Here is a 19,313-nt window from a genome sequence, read left to right on the forward strand (position 1 = left end):
AATGCATCAAGCTCACAGTTCATTCTTTATGCTACTAAATGCAAACAATCAGCTCCTAAATGTTTAAAACAGATAACTAATGCACTGTTAATGTTTCGACCGAAAACAAGATAAATAACAAAAGGTAATCGAAACATGAGAACACCTCTAAACCCTATCGCTATTGCCGTCGCAGGGGCAATATTATTATCTGGGTGTAATGACTCAGATACAGACACCGTTTCCATTCAAGATCAAGTTGAGCTATCAACTCAAGCTTTAACACTACTGAATAAAGATGATTTGCAGTTTAAAGATCACAATAAAAACGGTGTACTTGACCCTTATGAAGATTGGCGGCTTACTCCGTCTGAACGAGCTACGGATTTAGTAGAGCGTATGACGGTTGAAGAAAAAGCTGGCATGATGATGCACGGAACGCTCGTCATCAATGACAATAACCGTATTGAAGTGGATACCGATTCAGATAACTATGAATTGATTGCTCGCCGATATATCACTACGTTGATCACAAGACAAGCGGGTGAAGTGGCAAATATGGCCACCGACAACAATGCCCTTCAGACACTGGCAGAAAGCACCAGACTCGGCATTCCTTTATCTATCTCTACTGATCCCCGTAACCATTTTGATGAAGCATTTGGCGGGTCACACAGCGCTGGTGACTTCTCTATGTGGCCAGAAACTCTCGGCTTGGCTGCGCTTGATGATGTCGAACTCACAAAGCGTTTTGCCGATATCATCAGGCAGGAATACCTCGCTGTAGGGATAAACCAAGCTTTGCACCCAACTGCTGATATAGCGACAGAACCTCGCTGGGGACGTAACTACTCGACTTTCGGTGAAGACGCGTATTTATCGCAGAGAATGACAAAAGCTTACACTCAAGGGCTCCAACATTCCGATACCGGCTTAGTTAAAGACGGCGTATGGGCCGTGGTGAAACACTATGCTGGTGGTGGTCCTCAGAAAAATGGTATCGATGCCCACCACTATATCGGTCGCCATCAGATCTATCCGGGTAATAACTTTGACTACCACCGTATTCCATTCCAAGGCGCTTTTGAGGCTGGCGTTGCTGGTGTCATGCCTTATTACGGTGTACCAGTCGGCCAGTTACCAGAAAGCGAAGGGAACATTGGTTTTGGTTTTAGTAAGTACATCCTGACTGACTTGCTTCGCGGGGAAGATAACTTCGAAGGTGTGCTTGTGTCTGACTGGCTCATCGGTGATAACTGTGATGGCGCATGTAGAACTGGCGTTCGTACTCCAGAGGACTTAACCAACTTCAGTTTAGGGATGCCTTGGGGTACCGAGGATATGGACAAGACCGAACGTTTCGCGCTTTCTGTTGACGCAGGTATTGACCAGTTCGGCGGTATTGACGATCCGAGTTTCCTACTTGCAAACATCAATAGCGGTCGCATTAGTGAAGAACGTATCGATGTATCGGTTCAACGCATTCTTGAACAAAAATTTAAACAAGGTCTTTTTGAGAGCCCATTTGTCGACGTGGAACAAGCAATCGAAATCGTGGGGAATGCCGAGTTCCAACGACAAGCAGACGACACTCAACGCCGCTCTTACACCTTGTTGAAAAACGCGAACAATGTATTACCAATCTCAGTCGATACCATGCAGACTGTGTACCTTTACGGCATTGACCGAGATGTCGCTGAAAGCTACGGCCTGACAGTGACGGATAATATGTCAGAAGCGGACACGATCCTAATGCGTGTTGTTACGCCAGCGACGGAATGGAATGCTTGGGTACCATTTGGAGCAATTAATGCGTCTGGCGAACTCGCATTCGTTTCTGAAGAAGATTTCGCCTTGAGGGATTACGAGCTAGAAGCAGATCCAGAACAGACTGATGCTGCCGTTTGTTATGACCCGACTCAATACCCAGAAGCTGGGCAATGTGAATATACGGGCTTTGATGACTATAACGCGATTCGTGCAGCAATTGATTCAGGTAAGCGATTGATTCTGGACGTTAAACTACACAGAGCCGTGGCATTAGGCAATATTGACGCTCAACTGAATACTATTCTTGCCAACTATGGTGCTTCTGATCAGGCCTTCCTGGATATCGTTACTGGTGTCGCATCACCAGAAGGTAAACTACCATTTGGTCTGCCTGTATCAACCGACGCAGTCGAAGAACTTGGTATGGAAGATGTCCCTTCATTTGAACTGCCTGAAGAAATGACGCTATACCCATTTGGCCATGGACTTAGCTACTAATATTGTTTATCGACTAACATAAATTTATCTACTAAAAAGTGACACCCCTAAGAAAAGTACTGCTTTCACTAGCAGTGCTTTTCTTCCTCAAAATAGTGAGTTAGCCGATCTAGCTAACAAAAAACGGGGTTGCGATTAGCTCTGGTGCAATCTCTGATTTAACCTGATTGTAGTTTCAAGGAGCGAACATCAATGAGCCTAATTAGTTATCCATTGTTTGAACATTGCTATCAGTCAGTAACGAAATCTAACCGTACAATTGCACTGACTCAATTGCATTCACAAGCCCTCTCTACAATGGTCGCTGAACACTACGTTCCTGAAAATTTGTGGCGCAGATTGGTGGCTGAAGTGAATAAATTGGTCAAAGCCCCTGTGTCGCTGCCAACGTTTGAGTGGTTATTATCTATCATCCCTGAGCTTGCCTGTGTAGCCAACAGTCCTAATGGCCAGATTGCCATCGAAAGATATATCAAGTATCAAAACTTGATAGGGACGTCAGACTCTTATTTGTTGACGCCAACAACGACGGGAATCTTTATTGAGTACGTACCCGATAAATTTGATGGGCACGGCATCTTAAGTGCTATCAGTAATTTTTCGATTATTAGTCACCTGATTAAAGATCTCTATGACATACAAAATCCACCAATAACTTGGTATTTTCCTAGTGACCGAATCAGTAAACCACTAAACAAGCTGATAAAAGATGATATTCGACTTAGTCAAACTACCTGTAATCTATTCATTCCATCTGATTATCTCACAGCACCAGCATTACACTTCAATGCGAGTATTGATTCAGCACTAATCAGTTTAGCGGAGTCACAATTAGATTATGTCGACAGCTACTTAAGTACACACCTAATTGTGCAAAAGGTTAAAGTTCATATACTGCGTTTGTATCAAAATGAGCAACTCGAACACTGCTTAGAAAGAATTTGTGAATCGTTGCACCTTTCACGCTGGACACTTAATCGACAACTGAAAAAAGAAGGCACAAGCTATCAGTATCTGCTTACACAATTTCGCAACAAAAAAAGCAGAGAGCTACTTATGCAACCCAACATTCCACTAAGCGAAATCGCATTTAGACTGGGGTTTCAATCACAAAGCAGCTTCAATCGTTATATCAAAAGCACATTCAACTGCACGCCAAAGGATCTCAGAGACACGTTTTTACAACGAGATTAGATAGTTGCAAATTCGAGTAATCAGTGAATTTTTACCTATCGTTACTTCTTCTGCCACACCATCCAATACTCTTTGCCTTTAAACACATCAACGCTATTTGTGACAGGTGACGATTCGAGCAGATTGAAGGATGACTCTAACCTTCTTTCCAACTCTCCATTACGTAAACAAAACGGAGGAAAGCGCGATAGATAGTCGTTATCGATAACGAAATAACCCACCAGAAGACCTTTGCTTGGTAATAACCGCTGAATCATTGCAAAGTAATCGTCCCACTTCTCTTTTGGTAATGCGGCTAAAAATGCTCGTTCATAAATCACATCAAACGGCTCGGAGAATTCCGCGCTAAACACGTCCCCTAACCTGACTTTATCTTTGTGCCTGCCAAGCTTTGATTGAGCCATTTTCACGGCTTCTTCGCTGTAATCCATCGCGACAACATCATGTCCATGTTCAAGAAAGCTCGATACTTCATGCGCCGCGCCGCATCCAGGAATAATCACAGATTGTACTTCACCAAAAGTGCAATTTAGATAATGTTTCAATGCTTCAGGTGCTTGATTACAATCCCACGGCATTGTGCCTTTGACAAACAAATCATCCCAGAAATTCACATCAATACTTGGTGAGTCTGTCGTTTTCATCGCACTTCCTTTAAAGCGGTATTGTTTAACTTAAAAATAACTTAAAAAGGGATACGCGACTAATCTCGGTATCCCTTTTCTCCTAGCCTTACCCTGTTATATCTAACGTTGCTAATTGCGTAAATCGTTAATCAGAGGTTGCTCTGCACTGTTCGGCACAAACTGGACCTTGCCCTTGAGCTTAGTAACAGACTGCAACGTTGCTTGAATATCATCGGCAGAAACGTGATCTTCCTGGCAACAGAATGTAATCGTATCGCTGAAACCATCGCGCTCAATTTTTAACGAGCCAGTGATTTCATGACGACGACACACTTCCTGTATCTGATGTGGATAGACAAATAGACCTTTTACCTTAACAGCAGAATCCGCACGCCCCAGCCAGCCCTTTATACGCATATTTGTACGCGGTGAGTCAGATTTTCTTTCGATGTAAGCAGATAGATCACCGGTTGCGTAGCGAATAAGCGGAAACTTTTCATCCAGAGAAGTGACCACCACCTCACCGATTTCACCTGATTGAACAGGCATACCATCAGGGTCAACGATTTCAACAATGATATCCTCTGCAATCACTAAGCCTTGTTCACCAGAAACCTGATAAGCAATCAAACCAAGTTCTGCGCTCGCATACGCTTGAGACACTGCAATGCCCAAGTCTGAAAACGCTTTTTGCATGTCTGCCGTGACCGCTTCTCCAGAAACCAGAGCCTTGGTAATACTCGGCTTCTCACCATATTGCTCTTGATACTTGGTTAGCAAAGTAATTAGGTAAGATGGTGTCCCGGTGTAGCCCGTTGGCTGAAGCTGTTTGATCGCTTCTATCTGCGCTTCGGTATTCCCTACCCCAGCCGGAAATACCGCACAGCCACAGGCTCTTGCTCCGCCATCCATGATAAATCCACCAGGAGAGAAGTGATAAGAGAGCGTATTGTGGACTAAATCCCCACTGCGAAATCCTGCTGCATGGAATGCTCGCCCCATTCGCCAGAAGTCAGCTTCATCCGTTTGCGCTTCATACAATGGGCCTGGAGATTGAAACACGCGAACCATTTGCCCGATACTGACGCTGTTCAAGCCCCCAAACGGCGGCTTAAGTTGCTGCTGGCTTGGCACATTAAACTTGCGTGTAATCGGCAACTTCGATAGCCCTTCGCGACAACTTACCGCGGTAGGATCAATATCTGCGAATAGTTTAGCGTAATGCTCGCTGTGCGCTTTTGCATTTTCAATCAGTGTCGGCAGACGTTTAAACAGAGATTCTTCTCTCTCTGTTGACGGCAGAGACTCTTTCGCATCAAATAATTCGTTCATCACCACTCCTTACAACCAACGCTTACGACGTTTGTAAGATTTTAAGTTCTTAAAGCTTTTGCGCTCTTCATCGCCACCACCAAGGTAGAACTCTTTCACGTCTTCATTGTTAAGCAGCTCATGCTTGGTGCCATCGAGTACAATTTTGCCTGACTCCATGATGTAACCGTAATCGGCTGCATGAAGGGCAAAGTTCGCGTTCTGCTCCACCAGCAACATGGTAATACCTTGGTCTTTGTTGATCTTCTCAATGATGCTGAACACTTCTTTCACCAGCAGTGGCGAAAGCCCCATCGACGGTTCATCAAGTAAGATCATTTTTGGGCGAGCCATGAGTGCACGGCCAATTGCGAGCATTTGCTGCTCACCGCCAGACAAATAGCCCGCGAGACCAGTACGTTCTTTGAGTCGAGGGAAGTAGTCAAACACCATTTCGATGTCTTTCTCGACCTCGTTGTCATTGCGGGTAAATGCACCTAAGCGAAGGTTCTCGATAACCGTCATATCTTCGACAATCCGACGTCCTTCCATCACCTGGAATATCCCTGACCGGACAATTTCTTCCGGGCTCTTGTTGTCGATACGCTCGCCCATGAAGGTAATTTCACCACGGGTCACTTCGCCATCTTCGGTTTTCAACAAACCAGAAATCGCTTTTAGTGTGGTAGATTTACCCGCCCCGTTTGCGCCTAATAGCGTCACGATTTGACCCTTTGGCACTTCAAGGCTTACACCACGCAGAACCAAGATTACTTCGTCGTAGACCACTTCGATATTGTTAACCGAGAGCAGGATTTCTGCTGGTTCTATATTCGTTGCTAATTCACTCATCAAGCCACTCCTGTGCAGGTGAGAGTTTCCTCTCACCTGTTCTCGTTTGAAATTAGTAACCTAGCCAATCATCACGACGTGACAATGTAACTTGAGACACTTTCTTGATGTCTACCGCGCCACCCTGGTTATTACCCATAAACACGTTTACGGTTGTTGTGCCACGGTGATCTTCTGGTTGCCAGTTAGCAGGAATACATACACCCTCCAGGCCTTTTGGTACCCAGTTGGTGTGTACGTACATGCCTTTCTTGATATTTTCACCGGTAATACCACCGTTGTCTTTCGCCCACTCCATCGCTTCTTTCATGTAGAACGCAGAGCACACGCCACGGATGTAGTGGTGAGTTCGAAACTCTCCTGGTTCCGACTCTGACAGTTTGGAAATTTCCTCAACCAGTTTCATTCCTTCTGTATCATCACCCCAGAATGCGGTCATACCCGGGAAAACATAGTCTTTCAGACCGTCACCCGCCGCTTCAATAACTGGTTTATCACCGCCCCAGATGTTCGCCATGTATTGGAAGTCGGTGCCGACCGTGTTACACGACTTCACCAGAGAAATCACCGAACCACCTAAGTTTGCGATGTAGCCGTAGTTGGTACCAGACTCTTTAAGTGACAGACATTGCGCTTTAAAATCGCCCGGTTTAAGTGACACAACCACTGGATTTTGCACTTCAAAGCCCAGTTCTTTGGCATACTCTGCACACGCCTCTTTTGGCGCATTCGGGAACGGGTGGTTATCGCCGATGTGAGTAAATTTAGGCGCAGTGGTATTGCCTTTCGCTTCCCAGTCTTCTTTCGCCCATTTCACCAATGCACGACAGGCATCTGAATAAGAAGCGCCATAGAAGAAGTTGTACGGAGCAGGTTTGGCGGTTTTCGGGTTTTTACCTGTTGGGTCTGTTAAGTGGCCCGAGTAAGATGCCGAAAAGACTGGCACTTTGTCTTTGGTGACAAAAGAGATTAACGCTTCGGTATCCGCCGTACCCCAACCTTGCAGCGCTACCATGTTCTTACGGGCAACCCAACGTTTGTAGTTAGAAATCGCAACTGGCACTTTGTACGCCATATCCACCGTTTCAAATTCTAATTCGGTACCGTTGATGCCGCCATTTTCGTTAATCCACTGCAGTGCATCTCGTACACCAGAGCCGTACGGTTTACTTACATAAGCCGTTGGACCAGAGAAATCCACCAGATGCCCGACAAACACGGAATCTTTTGCCCAAGATGCGGTAGTAAACAGTGCCGAAGATAGCACCAACGTTGTCGCTAAATGTCCTTTGTTCATAACTCGTTGTCCTTGTTATTGAGGTATATTCCACTTAAGTACACGTTAATAAGAGAACGGATAATGTTTCCAATATGCTCGAATCTGCTGCCAGCGATGTGACAACCCTTGAGGTTCGAAAATCAGAAACAGCATGATGACCAGACCAATTGCCATTTCTTTGAAGTAAGCCAGCCCATCAATAAACGAAGTGTTATCGCTAAACGCAGCCAAACCCGTTACGCTAAACTCTAAAACTTCTGGCAGCAATACGATAAATATCGTGCCCATTAAGGTGCCTTTTACTGAGCCCAGACCACCGATGATGATCATCGCCAGGAACTGGATAGACATCATGATGGTGAAGCCTTCCGCAGAGACAAAGCCTAAGTAGTGACCGTAGAGTGCGCCGCCGATACCTGCGTAAAATGCGCAGACACCAAAAGAAAGCAGACGATACTTGGTCAGATTTATACCCATGATTTCTGCGGATAAGTAGTGATCTCGTACTGAGACAAACGCACGTCCATCACGCGAGCGGATGAGGTTCGATGCCCACATGTACATAAAGATCAGCGCAAACAGTGCAACATAGAAGAAGCTTTCATCGGTCGAAAATTCGAAACCAAACAGATTGATTGGGTTTGCACTTGCGCCGTATGAACCACCACTGAACCACTCAGCGCGAGCAAAGAAATCTTCTAAGATGAACTGTGCAGCTAAGGTTGCGATTGCAAGGTACAATCCTTTGATACGCGCCGCTGGCAGACCAAAGATCATCCCGACAATCATGGTAAGGTAACCCGCGAGCGGAATGGCAAGCACCACAGGAATGTTGTATTGGTTATTCAGCCATGCCGATGCAAATGCGCCAAAGCCAAAGAACGCACCGTGACCTAACGAAATTTGCCCGGTAAAGCCAACCAGAATGTTCAGACCCAGCGCTGCAATACCCAGATATGCAATCTGAATAAATAGGTTGAGGAAGTAGATATCCAGAACCAGCGGCGCTGCAAGCATCGCGATAACACCCGCTATCGCTAGTCTTCTAATGGTTTTGGTTTCAAAAATCGGCGTATCACTTTTGTATGTGGTTCGAAAATCCCCACATGGGCGCATGCTAAGTTGAGCCATGTTATTTCTCCTTAAATACGCTCAATATCTTTGGTACCAAACAGGCCATATGGCTTGAAGGCAAGAATGATTAACAGCACATAGAAAGGTGCGATGTTGTACAGGTTACCCACTTGCAGGTATTGGCTATCAAAAAACTCAGCCAGATTCTCTAGTAACCCGATAGTGATACCACCAACAATCGCCCCGACCACCGAGTCCAAGCCACCTAAAATAACCGCTGGGAATACTTTGATGCCGATGATGGATAGCGCGTCAGAAACACCGTTTACAATCCCGATAACAATCCCTGCTGTCGCGGATACCATCGCCGAAATAGCCCAACTGATTGCAAACACTTTCTTGATGGAAATGCCAAGACTCTGGGCTACTTGCTGGTTAAATGCTGTCGCTCGCATCGCCAAACCCATTTTGCTGAATTTGAAGAACCAGTAGAACGCACCCATGATGATCATTGAGATGATCAAGCTAAGGATGTAAGCAAACTCAACGTTGAGACCACCGATATTCACTACGTTTGTTTCGAATACTTGTGGGTACGATACCGCTGATACACCAAATATCCATTTCATCAGTGCCTGGAAGAACATCGACAGACCAATGGTCACCATAATGACCGAGATGATCGGCTCACCAATTAAAGGTCTGAGCACAATGGTTTGGACCGCGATACCAAACACCATCATAAAGGCGAGTGTCAGTAAGAAGCCGACAAAGAAAGGTAATTGAAGGTGAACCAACGCCGCCCAGCACACCCATGCGCCGATCAGTAGAAATTCACCTTGCGCGAAGTTCACCACCTGAGTCGATTTGTAAATCAATACGAAGCACATGGCGACCACGCCATACAACATGCCGACGATTACGCCATTAATGACGAGTTGCAGTAATAAATCCGTATTCACTATGCGATCCTCCGTTGTTCGCTATCCACCAGTGTCAGCTCATGTTGAATAAGCGTTTCAATCACCAGTGACGTTTGAATGCGTGTCTTAGTCCCATCCTGATAAGTAATCACCGTATCGACATCGACATTTGGCGCAGCACTGTAAATGGTTTCGATGATGTCAGCGTATTTCTCCGCAACCACACCACGACGAACTTTACGAGTACGGGTTAACTCGCCGTCATCGGCATCCAACTCTTTATAAAGCAGAATAAATTTGCTGATTTTCTGTGCGTCCGGCAGAGACTCGTTAACTTTGAGTACTTCTTCGCGAATCGCTTTATACACCTCAGGTTGCGCAGAAAGGTTGGTGTAGTTGGTGAACGCAATACCCTTTTGCTCTGCCCATTTGGCGACGATCGCGTAACGAATACAGATAATTGCAGAGAGCCAAGGTCTGTCTTTACCCACCACAACTGCTTCTGCGATAAATGGTGAGAACTTGAGTTTGTTTTCAATAAACTGCGGAGAGTAACGGTCGCCATGGCTGGTTTCCGACATGTCTTTCAGACGGTCGATCACCACTAAGTGGCCAGATTCTTTAAAATAGCCCGCGTCGCCAGTATGCATCCAGCCATCCAGGACATCTTCATCGTAAGCGGCTTGGTTATTGAGGTAGCCGGTAAACATGCCAGTACTTTTGGCAATGATCTCACCAACCCCATTGCTGTCTGGGTTGATGACTTTCACTTCCGCATTGTCAAACGCCACACCAACTGAGTCGTAGTCGACATCATCCGCTTTATGCACGGTGTACGCGCCACACATTTCGGTCTGACCATAAAGCTGTTTGAGTGGCACACCAATCGCTTGCAAGTAACGGAAAGTATCTGGGCCCATTGCCGCACCGCCTGTTGCAGCAGAGGTCAGATTCGAGAATCCTAAACGGTCACGCAGTGCTCGCAGAAGAATCCATTCGGCTAACTTGGAGCGTTTACCCTGATCCAAGGCTTGATTCGCCAACTTCATTCCGAGTTTGTACATTTTCTGCTTAAACGGTGTAGAGTCCATCATTCGAGCAGACACGTCTGCCACAATGTTTTCCCATACACGTGGAGCCAATAAAACGAAGTTTGGGCCAATCTCGCGTAAGTCCGCCATCATGGTTTCCTGCTCTTCGACAAAGTTGACGATTTGACGGGAAATCAACGCCTGACCAACCACATATACCTGCTCCATGATCCAAGGCAGTGGAAGTACCGAAACGTAGTTATCACCTGGAGAACGTGGGTCGGCACGCAGATAAGCCGCACAGTGATCCAAGAAGTTACCACTATGTAACTGAGCCAGTTTCGGTTTTGAAGTCGTACCCGAAGTAGTACAAAGAATCGAGAGGTCGCTGCCTTTCGTTGCCGCTACCATGTTCGGGTACTTGTCTGGATCTGCTTTGTCTATAAGCTGACCTTTTTTGTACACTTGCTCGACGTCAATCAGTCGCGGATCATCGTACTTACGCATCCCGCGAGGGTCACAATAAATGATGTATTCAACACTTGGGATCTCATTACCAAGTTCAAGCAATTTGTCACATTGCTCTTCGTCTTCTGCAATCACTACTTTCGCTTTGGCATAGTTGATTAAATACGCCACTTCCTCGTGCATCGAGTCTTGATAGATGCCCAGTGAATAACCTTTGATCGCATGCGCGGCCAGTTCACCCCACACCCATTCAGGTCGGTTGTCGCCTAAAAGCCCCACAACGTCTTGCTCACCAACACCTAAATCTTGCAGTGCAAGCGCCATCCACTTGACTCGATCTTCATAATCCTGCCAAGTAAATTCTCGCCAAATACCAAATTCCTTCTCGCGCATTGCGACCTGATCTGGCCAGTGCTTGGCGTTGTGCTGCAACACTTTTGGAAAGGTATCTAAGCTGGTTATATCTGCCCAATCATTATGTTGCTGTGCCATTATGCACTCTCCTCTAATGTCGGAAGTTCTTCACCTAAGTAGGCTTGTTTCACGTGAGGGTTCGCCATGACTTCTTCTGGCTGCCCCATCGCAATGTGTTTACCAAAATCCAAAACGAGCACTCGGTTAGAGATGTCCATGACCACACCCATATCGTGCTCGATCATGATGATGGTGATGTCCAGTTCTTCGTTGAGATCCATGATGTAACGTGCCATGTCTTCCTTTTCTTCCAGGTTCATGCCGGCCATCGGTTCATCAAGCAGGAGAAGTTTTGGTTTCAAAGCTATAGCGCGAGCAAGCTCAACACGCTTACGTAACCCGTAAGAAAGCGTGCCAGCGGTGGCTTTACGGATGTGTTGGATTTCTAAAAAGTCGATGACGTCTTCTACGTACTTGCGGTGTGCCATCTCTTCTTTTTGTGCGTTAGAGAACCAGTAAAGCGGACCTGTTACAAAGTTGTTTTTCAACAGGTGATGGCGGCCAACCATGATGTTATCGAGTACAGACATATGAGAAAAAAGCGCCAGGTTCTGGAACGTTCTACCCAGACCTAACTCTGCTCGTTGACTCGGTGTACGCTTGGTGACGTCATTTCCGGCAAACACTACGGAGCCTTTGTTAGGCGTGTATCGTCCTGAAATGCAGTTGAGCATTGATGTTTTACCAGCACCGTTGGGACCAATGATTGAAAAGATTTCCTTTTCGTTCACATGGAAGCTCACATCGGTTAAAGCTTTAACCCCACCAAAGGCCAATGAAATATCGTTTACCTGCAAAAGAGGTGTTTCCGATACCATAGTTGATCTCCCTTTCTTTTTGAGTGCGTTCCGTGAAGCACTATTTCCATATCCAGCCTGACGTTGATACTGGCAACTGCTTATACACCTATGCATCAACTCATTTATTCAGTTTACGTAAACGTCAAGTTAAAATCAGAATAGTGCCTAGAAGTTGAAGTTGCAATCCAGTTCATCGATTAAGATTTGAACCAACGCAAAGTTTAAGTAAATAATTTGTTAACAAAAGTTAATGTCAGATATTACATGTTTGGGTAGTTGGGACCACCACCACCCTCCGGAGGTGTCCAGGTTATATTTTGACTTGGGTCCTTGATGTCGCAGGTTTTACAGTGAATGCAGTTTGCCGCATTAATCTGTAATTGGGCTTGATCTTCACCCTGCACAACCTCATAGACCCCTGCTGGACAGTAGCGCTGTGCGGGTTCTGCGTAGAGTGCTAAGTTCTGCTCTATAGGGATACGCGGACTAGTGAGTTGCAGATGACAAGGCTGATCTTCTTCGTGATAGATATTGGACAGATAGACAGAAGAAAGACGGTCAAAACTCAGTACGCCGTCAGGTTTTGGATAGACAATCTCATTACTCTTTTCTGCCAAAAGTAACGACTGATGATCGGGATTATTACAACGTACATTCCACTTTGCTTTGCCTTTTAACACGTTGTGTTCCAGCATGGCTAAGCCTCCACCTAACCAAGCGCCAAAGCGGTGAATACCACTAGAAAAGTTACGTGCTTGATAAAGCTCTTCATACAGCCACGACTGTTGGAAATGCTTTTGATAATCAGCAGTAACCGATTGATTTGAAATTGCTTCGAATACCGCTTCGGCGGCAAGCATCCCCGATTTCATTGCGGTATGAGTGCCTTTGATTTTCGCACCGTTGAGCGTTCCAGCATCGCAGCCAATCAATAATCCACCCGCAAATTGTTGAGTCGGAAGAGAATGAAATCCGCCTTTAGCGATCGCTCTCGCGCCATAGCTGATGCGCTTACCATTTTTAAGGTACTGCTCAATCATCGGGTGATGTTTGAACCGTTGGAATTCGTCAAACGGGCTGAGATGAGGGTTCGTATAATTAAGGTCGACGATCAGACCAACCGCAACTTGGTTACCTTCCAAATGATAAAGGTAGCTTCCCCCTGTTGCCTCACTAGCAAGTGGCCAGCCTAATCCATGCACAACTAACCCTTGCTTATGCTGCTCGGCTGGAACTTCCCACAGCTCTTTAAAGCCAATCGCATAGTGCTGAGGCGTTTTATCATCGGCCAGATTAAATGTGTTAATCAACTGCTTACCAATATGACCACGTGCACCTTCGGCAAACAGGGTAAACTTAGCGCGAAGCTCAATACCCGGCTCAAAATTGGCTTTCTGCTCGCCATTTTTATCCAAGCCCATATCGCCAGTGATTACGCCACAAACACGGTTTTGCTCGTCAAAGATAGCCTGACTGGCACTGAAACCTGGGTAAATTTCTACGCCTAAGTTTTCCGCTTCATTCGCCATCCAGCGGCATAAGTTACCTAAGCTTATTATGTAGTTACCTTCGTTGTGTAACGTATTAGGCACCGCCCACGTTGGCAGCTCATGACCATTGAGTTCATTACTCAGATAGTAGGTTTTATCCTGATTGACTTTGGTATTCAGTGGGGCACCCATTGCCTCCCAATCAGGAAACAGCTCCTCCAGACCGCGCGTTTCAAACACCGCGCCAGAGAGAATGTGCGCGCCGACTTCTGAACCTTTCTCGACAACACAAACTGAGATTTCCTGGTCTTTTTCCATTGCCAACTGTTTAATGCGACAGGCAGCAGACAAGCCCGCAGGCCCTGCGCCAACAATCAGAACATCAAACTCCATGCAGTCTCTTTCCATGGTTGTATTCCCTTCTTCTTTTTGCATGTTGCCAACTTGTTAAGCAACAATATATTTAAAGTTGACGCAAACGTAAAGGTAAATTAACATCAATTTAAAGACGTCATCACATCGTCTTCACTGTAAACACATAGTCTTCACTGTAAAAAGGAATCTAACGTGAAAATACTAGTGCCAATTAAAAGGGTCATTGATCCTTACATTAAGGTCCGTGTTAAGTCGGACAACAGCGATGTTGAAACCAATAACGTCAAGATGACTATCAACCCTTTCTGTGAAATCGCCGTTGAAGAAGCTGTGCGACTTAAAGAACAAGGGATTGCAGAAGAAGTCATCGTTGTGAGTGCGGGTGGCACACAGTGTCAGGAACAATTGCGTACTGCCCTAGCGCTAGGCGCAGATCGAGCCATTCATATTGAAACTGCAGATAAAATTGAGCCGCTAGTTGTATCGAAGCTACTAAAAACAATCGTCGAGCAAGAGCAGGCTCAACTGGTGATCACGGGTAAACAATCCATCGACACCGACAACAATCAGGTCGCACAGATGCTGGCCGGCCTACTTGACTGGCCTCAGGCAACCTTCGCTTCCGATGTAAAGATTGAAGATCAAAAAGTTCAGGTAGTGAGAGAAGTTGACGGCGGTTTGATGACAGTAGCAATGAGCCTACCGGCGGTGATCAGCACCGATTTGCGCTTAAATGAGCCTCGCTTTGCGTCTTTGCCAAACATCATGAAAGCCAAACGCAAACCTTTAGACACCATCACACCTGAGAGTCTGGGTGTCGAAGTCGTGTTTAGCCAAACCATCACTGAAGTGACACCACCAGCGCAGAGAAAAGCAGGCATCAAAGTGGCGTCTGTCTCGGAATTGATCGATAAGCTACGTAACGAAGCGAAGGTGATTTCATGAAAAATCTAATTATTGCAGAACATGACAACCGCCAGTTGCATGCGGATACGTTAAAAGTGGTAAAAGCTGCAACTCAGGCGAGCCAGGACAATACCTTGCTCGTGGTTGGCTATCAGTGTGAAGACGTCGCACAACAAGCAAGCCGAGTTGACGGTATTTCGAAAGTCATTTGTATTGATGACGAGTCGTTAGTGCATCAATTCGCTGAAAATATCGCGCCTGTCGTGACAAGTCTTGCGGAAAATTTCGACGGTATCTGGGCAAACTCATCATCAAAAGGCAAAGATCTTGCGCCACGTATTGCTGCAAAATGCGGTGTGGGACAAATTTCAGATATTGTTCAAGTCGTTGATGAAAAGACGTTTATTCGCCCGATTTATGCTGGTAACGCCTTCGCCAAAGTGACTTCAAATGACAATTTGCGGGTAGTAACAGTACGCGCTTCTGCCTTTGATCCTGTTGCTTGTCATAACCAAGTCGACATTGAACATCAACAAGTCACGGTTCAGTCGCCTGTGGTTGAATTGATCGCTATCGAAAAGACCGTTTCTGAACGACCAGAATTGACTGCGGCAGAAATCGTAATTTCTGGTGGTCGCGGTGTGGGTAGCAAAGAGAATTTCGCACTGATAGAAAAAGTCGCGGACAAACTTGGCGCGGCTATTGGCGCTTCTCGTGCTGCGGTTGATGCTGGCTTTGTTGCCAACGACTTACAAGTTGGTCAAACCGGTAAAATCGTAGCGCCTAAGCTTTACATTGCGGTTGGGATCTCTGGCGCAATCCAGCACCTCGCAGGTATGAAAGAGTCAAAGGTGATCGTTGCAATCAACAAAGATCCTGACTCCCCTATCTTTGAAGTAGCAGACTACGGATTAGTAGGCGATCTGTTCGAAATATTGCCTCAACTTGCTGAACAACTGTAAATAAACCCGACTCTGGGCGAGCATGATTATGCTCGCCCTTTTCGATCCGTTCGAACTAACTAGCTATTGCTTACGTTTCGAGGTTCCGCTCCAGCCACCGTGTCATAATTATGCGCTTCCTCAACATCTAACTGATCTTCCGGCAAGAACGTTTTAGCGTACTCAATGTGAAGATTTTTACTTAACATTAGCTCAAACAGATCTTTATCTAAGTGCCCATCTTGAACCATAAAGTTGAGTATTTTTATCGCTTCGCTTAATGGCTTCGCTTTCTTATAAGGTCGGTCTGATGCGGTGAGCGCTTCGAAGACGTCCGCAATGGCTAAGATTCGCGTTGCTGTTGTTAACTCTTCTGCGCTGAGCTGCTTCGGATATCCGTCACCTCTAAGGGTTTCGTGGTGTCCACCCGCATATTCTGGTACCCGCTTTAACTCTTCAGGTAATGGTAAGGCTTCGAGCATGCGTATCGTAGAAACGATATGTTCATTGATTCGGTAACGATCTTCTACCGTTAAAGTACCTCGGCCAATACTTAAGTTGTACAGTTCCCCTTGGTTGGCCTGATATTCCGGGGCTCTCATTTTGATATCATCGCCAATTTTGTTATTCGGATCCTGTGGCCATTTAATCAAATGTTCTGGTTTGTCAGACAGCAAGTTCTCTTCACAAGGTAAGTTCTGAGATGGTATGTCTTCCATGCGTCGGCTTTCTTCCGGTGATAAACCCAATCGATCATCTAAGTTTCGCACCCATGTCTGCGCAGCAATATCTTTCAACCTCTCTATGTGCTCGTCAGACATAAACTCGCCCCCCACATTGGATTGGGCAACAAAGTCAAAGTCATCTCTAATCTGGTCCTGACGCTGGTAAAGTGCGCGCTTCAATTCACCAGCATCTTTGCCCTCATCAATACCTTTCCAGTATTCGATCTCTGCGTCTCTTAGCAGAACCTCAAATCGCATTCTAACCAAGTGGATACGATTACATATTGCTTCTAGCTTACTTCCCTTATCCACGATATGTTCTGGCGTAGTAACTTTACCGCAGTCATGTAACCAAGCTGCGATTTCAAACTCTCGCCACTCATCTTCCGTTTTCAGTTTGAAGTCTTTAAAAGCGGGCAAATCACTCTTGTTGGCGGCTTTAGCAAGTTCAATCGCTAGGATAGGCACCCTCTCACAATGCCCCGCCGTATAAGGTGACTTGTCATCAATGGCTTGTGCAATCAGTTTGACGAACGAGTCCATGAGTTCTTGCTGATTCTTCTGATATTGCTCGATAGAACGAGACATCGAAAACATCGAGTCTGAAAGTGCTGCGAGTTCAGATATCCAACTCGGTACGTTCTTTAACGTTTTGAAATCTCGTTTCTTGATTTTTTCACTCTCGCTATATAGAGCCCGGACTGGACGAACGATGATGTTAGCAAAGAACAAGAGCACTGGTAGTAGCAATAATATTGCGCCAAATGTAATCATCGTGGCTTTGTTTACTTTATCCATATACGGAGCTTGAATGGACTCGGTAGGAACCACAAACCCAACATACTCATCCGTTCCAAAGCTTGCTTCAACGCGTTGAACATACAAGGTGAACGCTTGCCCTTGGCTCTTGATCGATTGCAGTACAGAACTTTGAGTATCACTTTGCTTTGCCATTTCGACGAGCTCACGAAAAGGGACAATCCCCGCTTTAAGCGCGCGAACAATATTATTGTTATGGTTACTGTTGTCTCTATCGTTTTCTGCCCACTTATGTTCTATTGCGCGCTTTTCAGCTTCCGAGGCAGAAGCCATTGCCTTATTGAGTAAAGTGATTAGAGGTCTTTTGTCTTCGTTAACCATTAGCGCTAACGATTGATGAAAGCCCTTGAGTTCAGGCTGAACTTCTAACCCGGTAAAGGAATAAGCGCTCACTAAATAGTTAGCCACTTTTTTGGCCTCTAGCGCCGCATCTGCCCTGCCGTTTACCACGGCTTGCAATGCACTCAGGCTGTCTTTGACTTTAAGTACATTTATCCCCGGATAGTCACGCTGAATGACATCAATTAGTCCTGAGTCTACCTGAATAGCCAACGATTTCCCTGCTAACTGCTCTACGGAAGCAAGTGTTGGCGTGTCTTTTTTTGTCACGACAACACTAGACAATTCTAAATATGGCGTAGTAAATAAGTCCATATCTTGGCTGGACTCAGTGATTATGGCAGATTGGAAAATATCAATGCTGTCTGACTCAAACAGAGTATCCAATTCTTGCGAACTGTAGCCATTGACGTATTTGATCTCCAACCCCAGTTTTTGAGCCAGAAGGTTAATCAAATCTGTCGAATATCCTTGAGGTAGTCCACTGTATGAGAAATCAAAAGGTGGAAAGTTGGACTTGTTAGCTATTCTCACGACGCCTAGCGAATCGACATAACGCCTCTCTTCTTCCGATAGCTTGAGCGGTACTACAGGAATGAGAAACTTTTCCGCCTCTACATCAAACGAATGGGCGTGAATCTTACCGTTATTATCAAATATCATCGCTTCGCCATTGGGGTTATTTTTGGCGAGAAAGCCAGATAATGACGAAAGGGAAATGTCGGCGGCTATGACACTGTCCGTATTATGGATCCGCTTGGCGTAAGTGACACCCGGAGTTTGTAGATTGTGGAAAAGATACGGGGCGGTTTTGATGACATACGTTGCGTTAATCGCTTTTCTATACCACGGCCGCTTATTCGCATAGTAAGTCGTTGGCTCTATTTTTTGGTGGGTCAAATTAAAGTTGACGTCATAATATTCCGACTCTCTTTTTCTCCCGGTTGGCGTGTCGTGAATCTTAATGATCAGCCAACTATCATCGGCAGTAGCGCCATGTTTTGCTTTGAAATCATTATTACTGCCTAAATTAATTAGTTCATAAAAATCTCCATTCCCGTAGCCAATATACATCCCGTATAAATTCGGATTTTTTAACATGGCTTGGGCGATGACTTCTGTGGCTGGTGGTGGTGACTGGAAACTCACCTTTTCATCTATGTAGGGAAAATAAGACAAAACATTGATGAGATTACTGGTCTGAGTATTAAGTGAATCGATTTTTTCACTAAAGCTATTCGCGGTGCGGTTAAAGGCAATGGATGCCGAATCTTTGGCGAGTCCCTGACTAAAGTAATACTGTAATGAAAGGGCTAAAATGACGATTAACGAAGATAAAAATAAGAAAACGGTAACGACCGTTACTTTCATACTGAAAGTATTTTTCCTGACCACATCACCCATGCACTCTGGCCTCCCGGGATAACAGATCCTTTGCC

Annotated in this window: 14 protein-coding genes; 4 read left to right on the forward strand and 10 right to left on the reverse strand. The window is 45.5% G+C overall.

Going from position 1 to position 19,313, the window contains the following annotated elements; genetic code table 11:
• The first annotated feature begins 135 nt into the window (after window positions 1-135).
• Together ACWYU8_RS07085 and ACWYU8_RS07090 are read left to right on the forward strand one after the other, a co-directional pair.
• Window positions 136-2,247 (forward strand): glycoside hydrolase family 3 N-terminal domain-containing protein, encoded by a 2,112-nt coding sequence (locus tag ACWYU8_RS07085; protein WP_457518369.1) that lies wholly within the window; start codon window positions 136-138, stop codon window positions 2,245-2,247.
• Window positions 2,248-2,439: 192 nt separating this feature from the next.
• Window positions 2,440-3,441 carry a helix-turn-helix transcriptional regulator gene (locus tag ACWYU8_RS07090; RefSeq protein ID WP_457518370.1) on the forward strand — a complete coding sequence of 334 codons (1,002 nt, stop codon included), beginning with the start codon at window positions 2,440-2,442 and terminating at the stop codon, window positions 3,439-3,441.
• A 41-nt stretch (window positions 3,442-3,482) separates the two neighbouring features.
• Here ACWYU8_RS07090 and ACWYU8_RS07095 read toward each other — a convergent pair whose 3' ends face one another.
• The 9 genes from ACWYU8_RS07095 to ACWYU8_RS07135 form a co-directional block, all read right to left on the reverse strand.
• Window positions 3,483-4,085: a methyltransferase domain-containing protein gene (locus ACWYU8_RS07095; RefSeq protein WP_457518372.1), complete on the reverse strand. Its 603-nt coding sequence runs from the start codon at window positions 4,083-4,085 to the stop codon at window positions 3,483-3,485.
• A gap of 111 nt (window positions 4,086-4,196) precedes the next feature.
• Window positions 4,197-5,399 carry a phenylacetate--CoA ligase family protein gene (locus ACWYU8_RS07100; RefSeq protein ID WP_457518374.1) on the reverse strand — a complete coding sequence of 401 codons (1,203 nt, stop codon included), beginning with the start codon at window positions 5,397-5,399 and terminating at the stop codon, window positions 4,197-4,199.
• Window positions 5,400-5,408: 9 nt separating this feature from the next.
• Window positions 5,409-6,230 (reverse strand): ABC transporter ATP-binding protein, encoded by an 822-nt coding sequence (locus tag ACWYU8_RS07105; RefSeq protein ID WP_014233948.1) that lies wholly within the window; start codon window positions 6,228-6,230, stop codon window positions 5,409-5,411.
• A 52-nt stretch (window positions 6,231-6,282) separates the two neighbouring features.
• Complete coding sequence (locus ACWYU8_RS07110) at window positions 6,283-7,527, reverse strand: ABC transporter substrate-binding protein (protein WP_457518377.1); 1,245 nt, start codon at window positions 7,525-7,527, stop codon at window positions 6,283-6,285.
• Between the two features lie 45 nt (window positions 7,528-7,572).
• Complete coding sequence (locus tag ACWYU8_RS07115; RefSeq protein WP_457518379.1) at window positions 7,573-8,640, reverse strand: branched-chain amino acid ABC transporter permease; 1,068 nt, start codon at window positions 8,638-8,640, stop codon at window positions 7,573-7,575.
• A gap of 11 nt (window positions 8,641-8,651) precedes the next feature.
• Window positions 8,652-9,545 (reverse strand): branched-chain amino acid ABC transporter permease, encoded by an 894-nt coding sequence (locus ACWYU8_RS07120; protein WP_457518380.1) that lies wholly within the window; start codon window positions 9,543-9,545, stop codon window positions 8,652-8,654.
• Window positions 9,545-11,497, reverse strand: a complete 1,953-nt coding sequence (locus ACWYU8_RS07125; RefSeq protein WP_457518382.1) for an AMP-binding protein — start codon at window positions 11,495-11,497, stop codon at window positions 9,545-9,547. The genes ACWYU8_RS07120 and ACWYU8_RS07125 overlap by 1 nt, the downstream gene beginning before the upstream one ends.
• Window positions 11,497-12,297 carry an ABC transporter ATP-binding protein gene (locus tag ACWYU8_RS07130; protein ID WP_014233943.1) on the reverse strand — a complete coding sequence of 267 codons (801 nt, stop codon included), beginning with the start codon at window positions 12,295-12,297 and terminating at the stop codon, window positions 11,497-11,499. The genes ACWYU8_RS07125 and ACWYU8_RS07130 overlap by 1 nt, the downstream gene beginning before the upstream one ends.
• 242 nt (window positions 12,298-12,539) lie before the next feature.
• On the reverse strand, window positions 12,540-14,177 hold the full coding sequence (locus tag ACWYU8_RS07135; protein ID WP_457518632.1) for an electron transfer flavoprotein-ubiquinone oxidoreductase: 1,638 nt from the start codon (window positions 14,175-14,177) through the stop codon (window positions 12,540-12,542).
• A gap of 159 nt (window positions 14,178-14,336) precedes the next feature.
• On the opposite strand from ACWYU8_RS07135, the gene ACWYU8_RS07140 reads away from it, so the two are divergent.
• Window positions 14,337-15,089, forward strand: a complete 753-nt coding sequence (locus ACWYU8_RS07140; RefSeq protein ID WP_457518384.1) for an electron transfer flavoprotein subunit beta/FixA family protein — start codon at window positions 14,337-14,339, stop codon at window positions 15,087-15,089.
• Complete coding sequence (locus tag ACWYU8_RS07145; protein ID WP_457518386.1) at window positions 15,086-16,012, forward strand: electron transfer flavoprotein subunit alpha/FixB family protein; 927 nt, start codon at window positions 15,086-15,088, stop codon at window positions 16,010-16,012. Before ACWYU8_RS07140 ends, ACWYU8_RS07145 begins: the two co-directional genes overlap by 4 nt.
• A gap of 59 nt (window positions 16,013-16,071) precedes the next feature.
• Here ACWYU8_RS07145 and ACWYU8_RS07150 read toward each other — a convergent pair whose 3' ends face one another.
• Complete coding sequence (locus ACWYU8_RS07150; protein WP_457518387.1) at window positions 16,072-19,245, reverse strand: HD domain-containing phosphohydrolase; 3,174 nt, start codon at window positions 19,243-19,245, stop codon at window positions 16,072-16,074.
• Between the last annotated feature and the right edge of the window lie 68 nt (window positions 19,246-19,313).

This window comes from Vibrio limimangrovi, assembly GCF_054064025.1.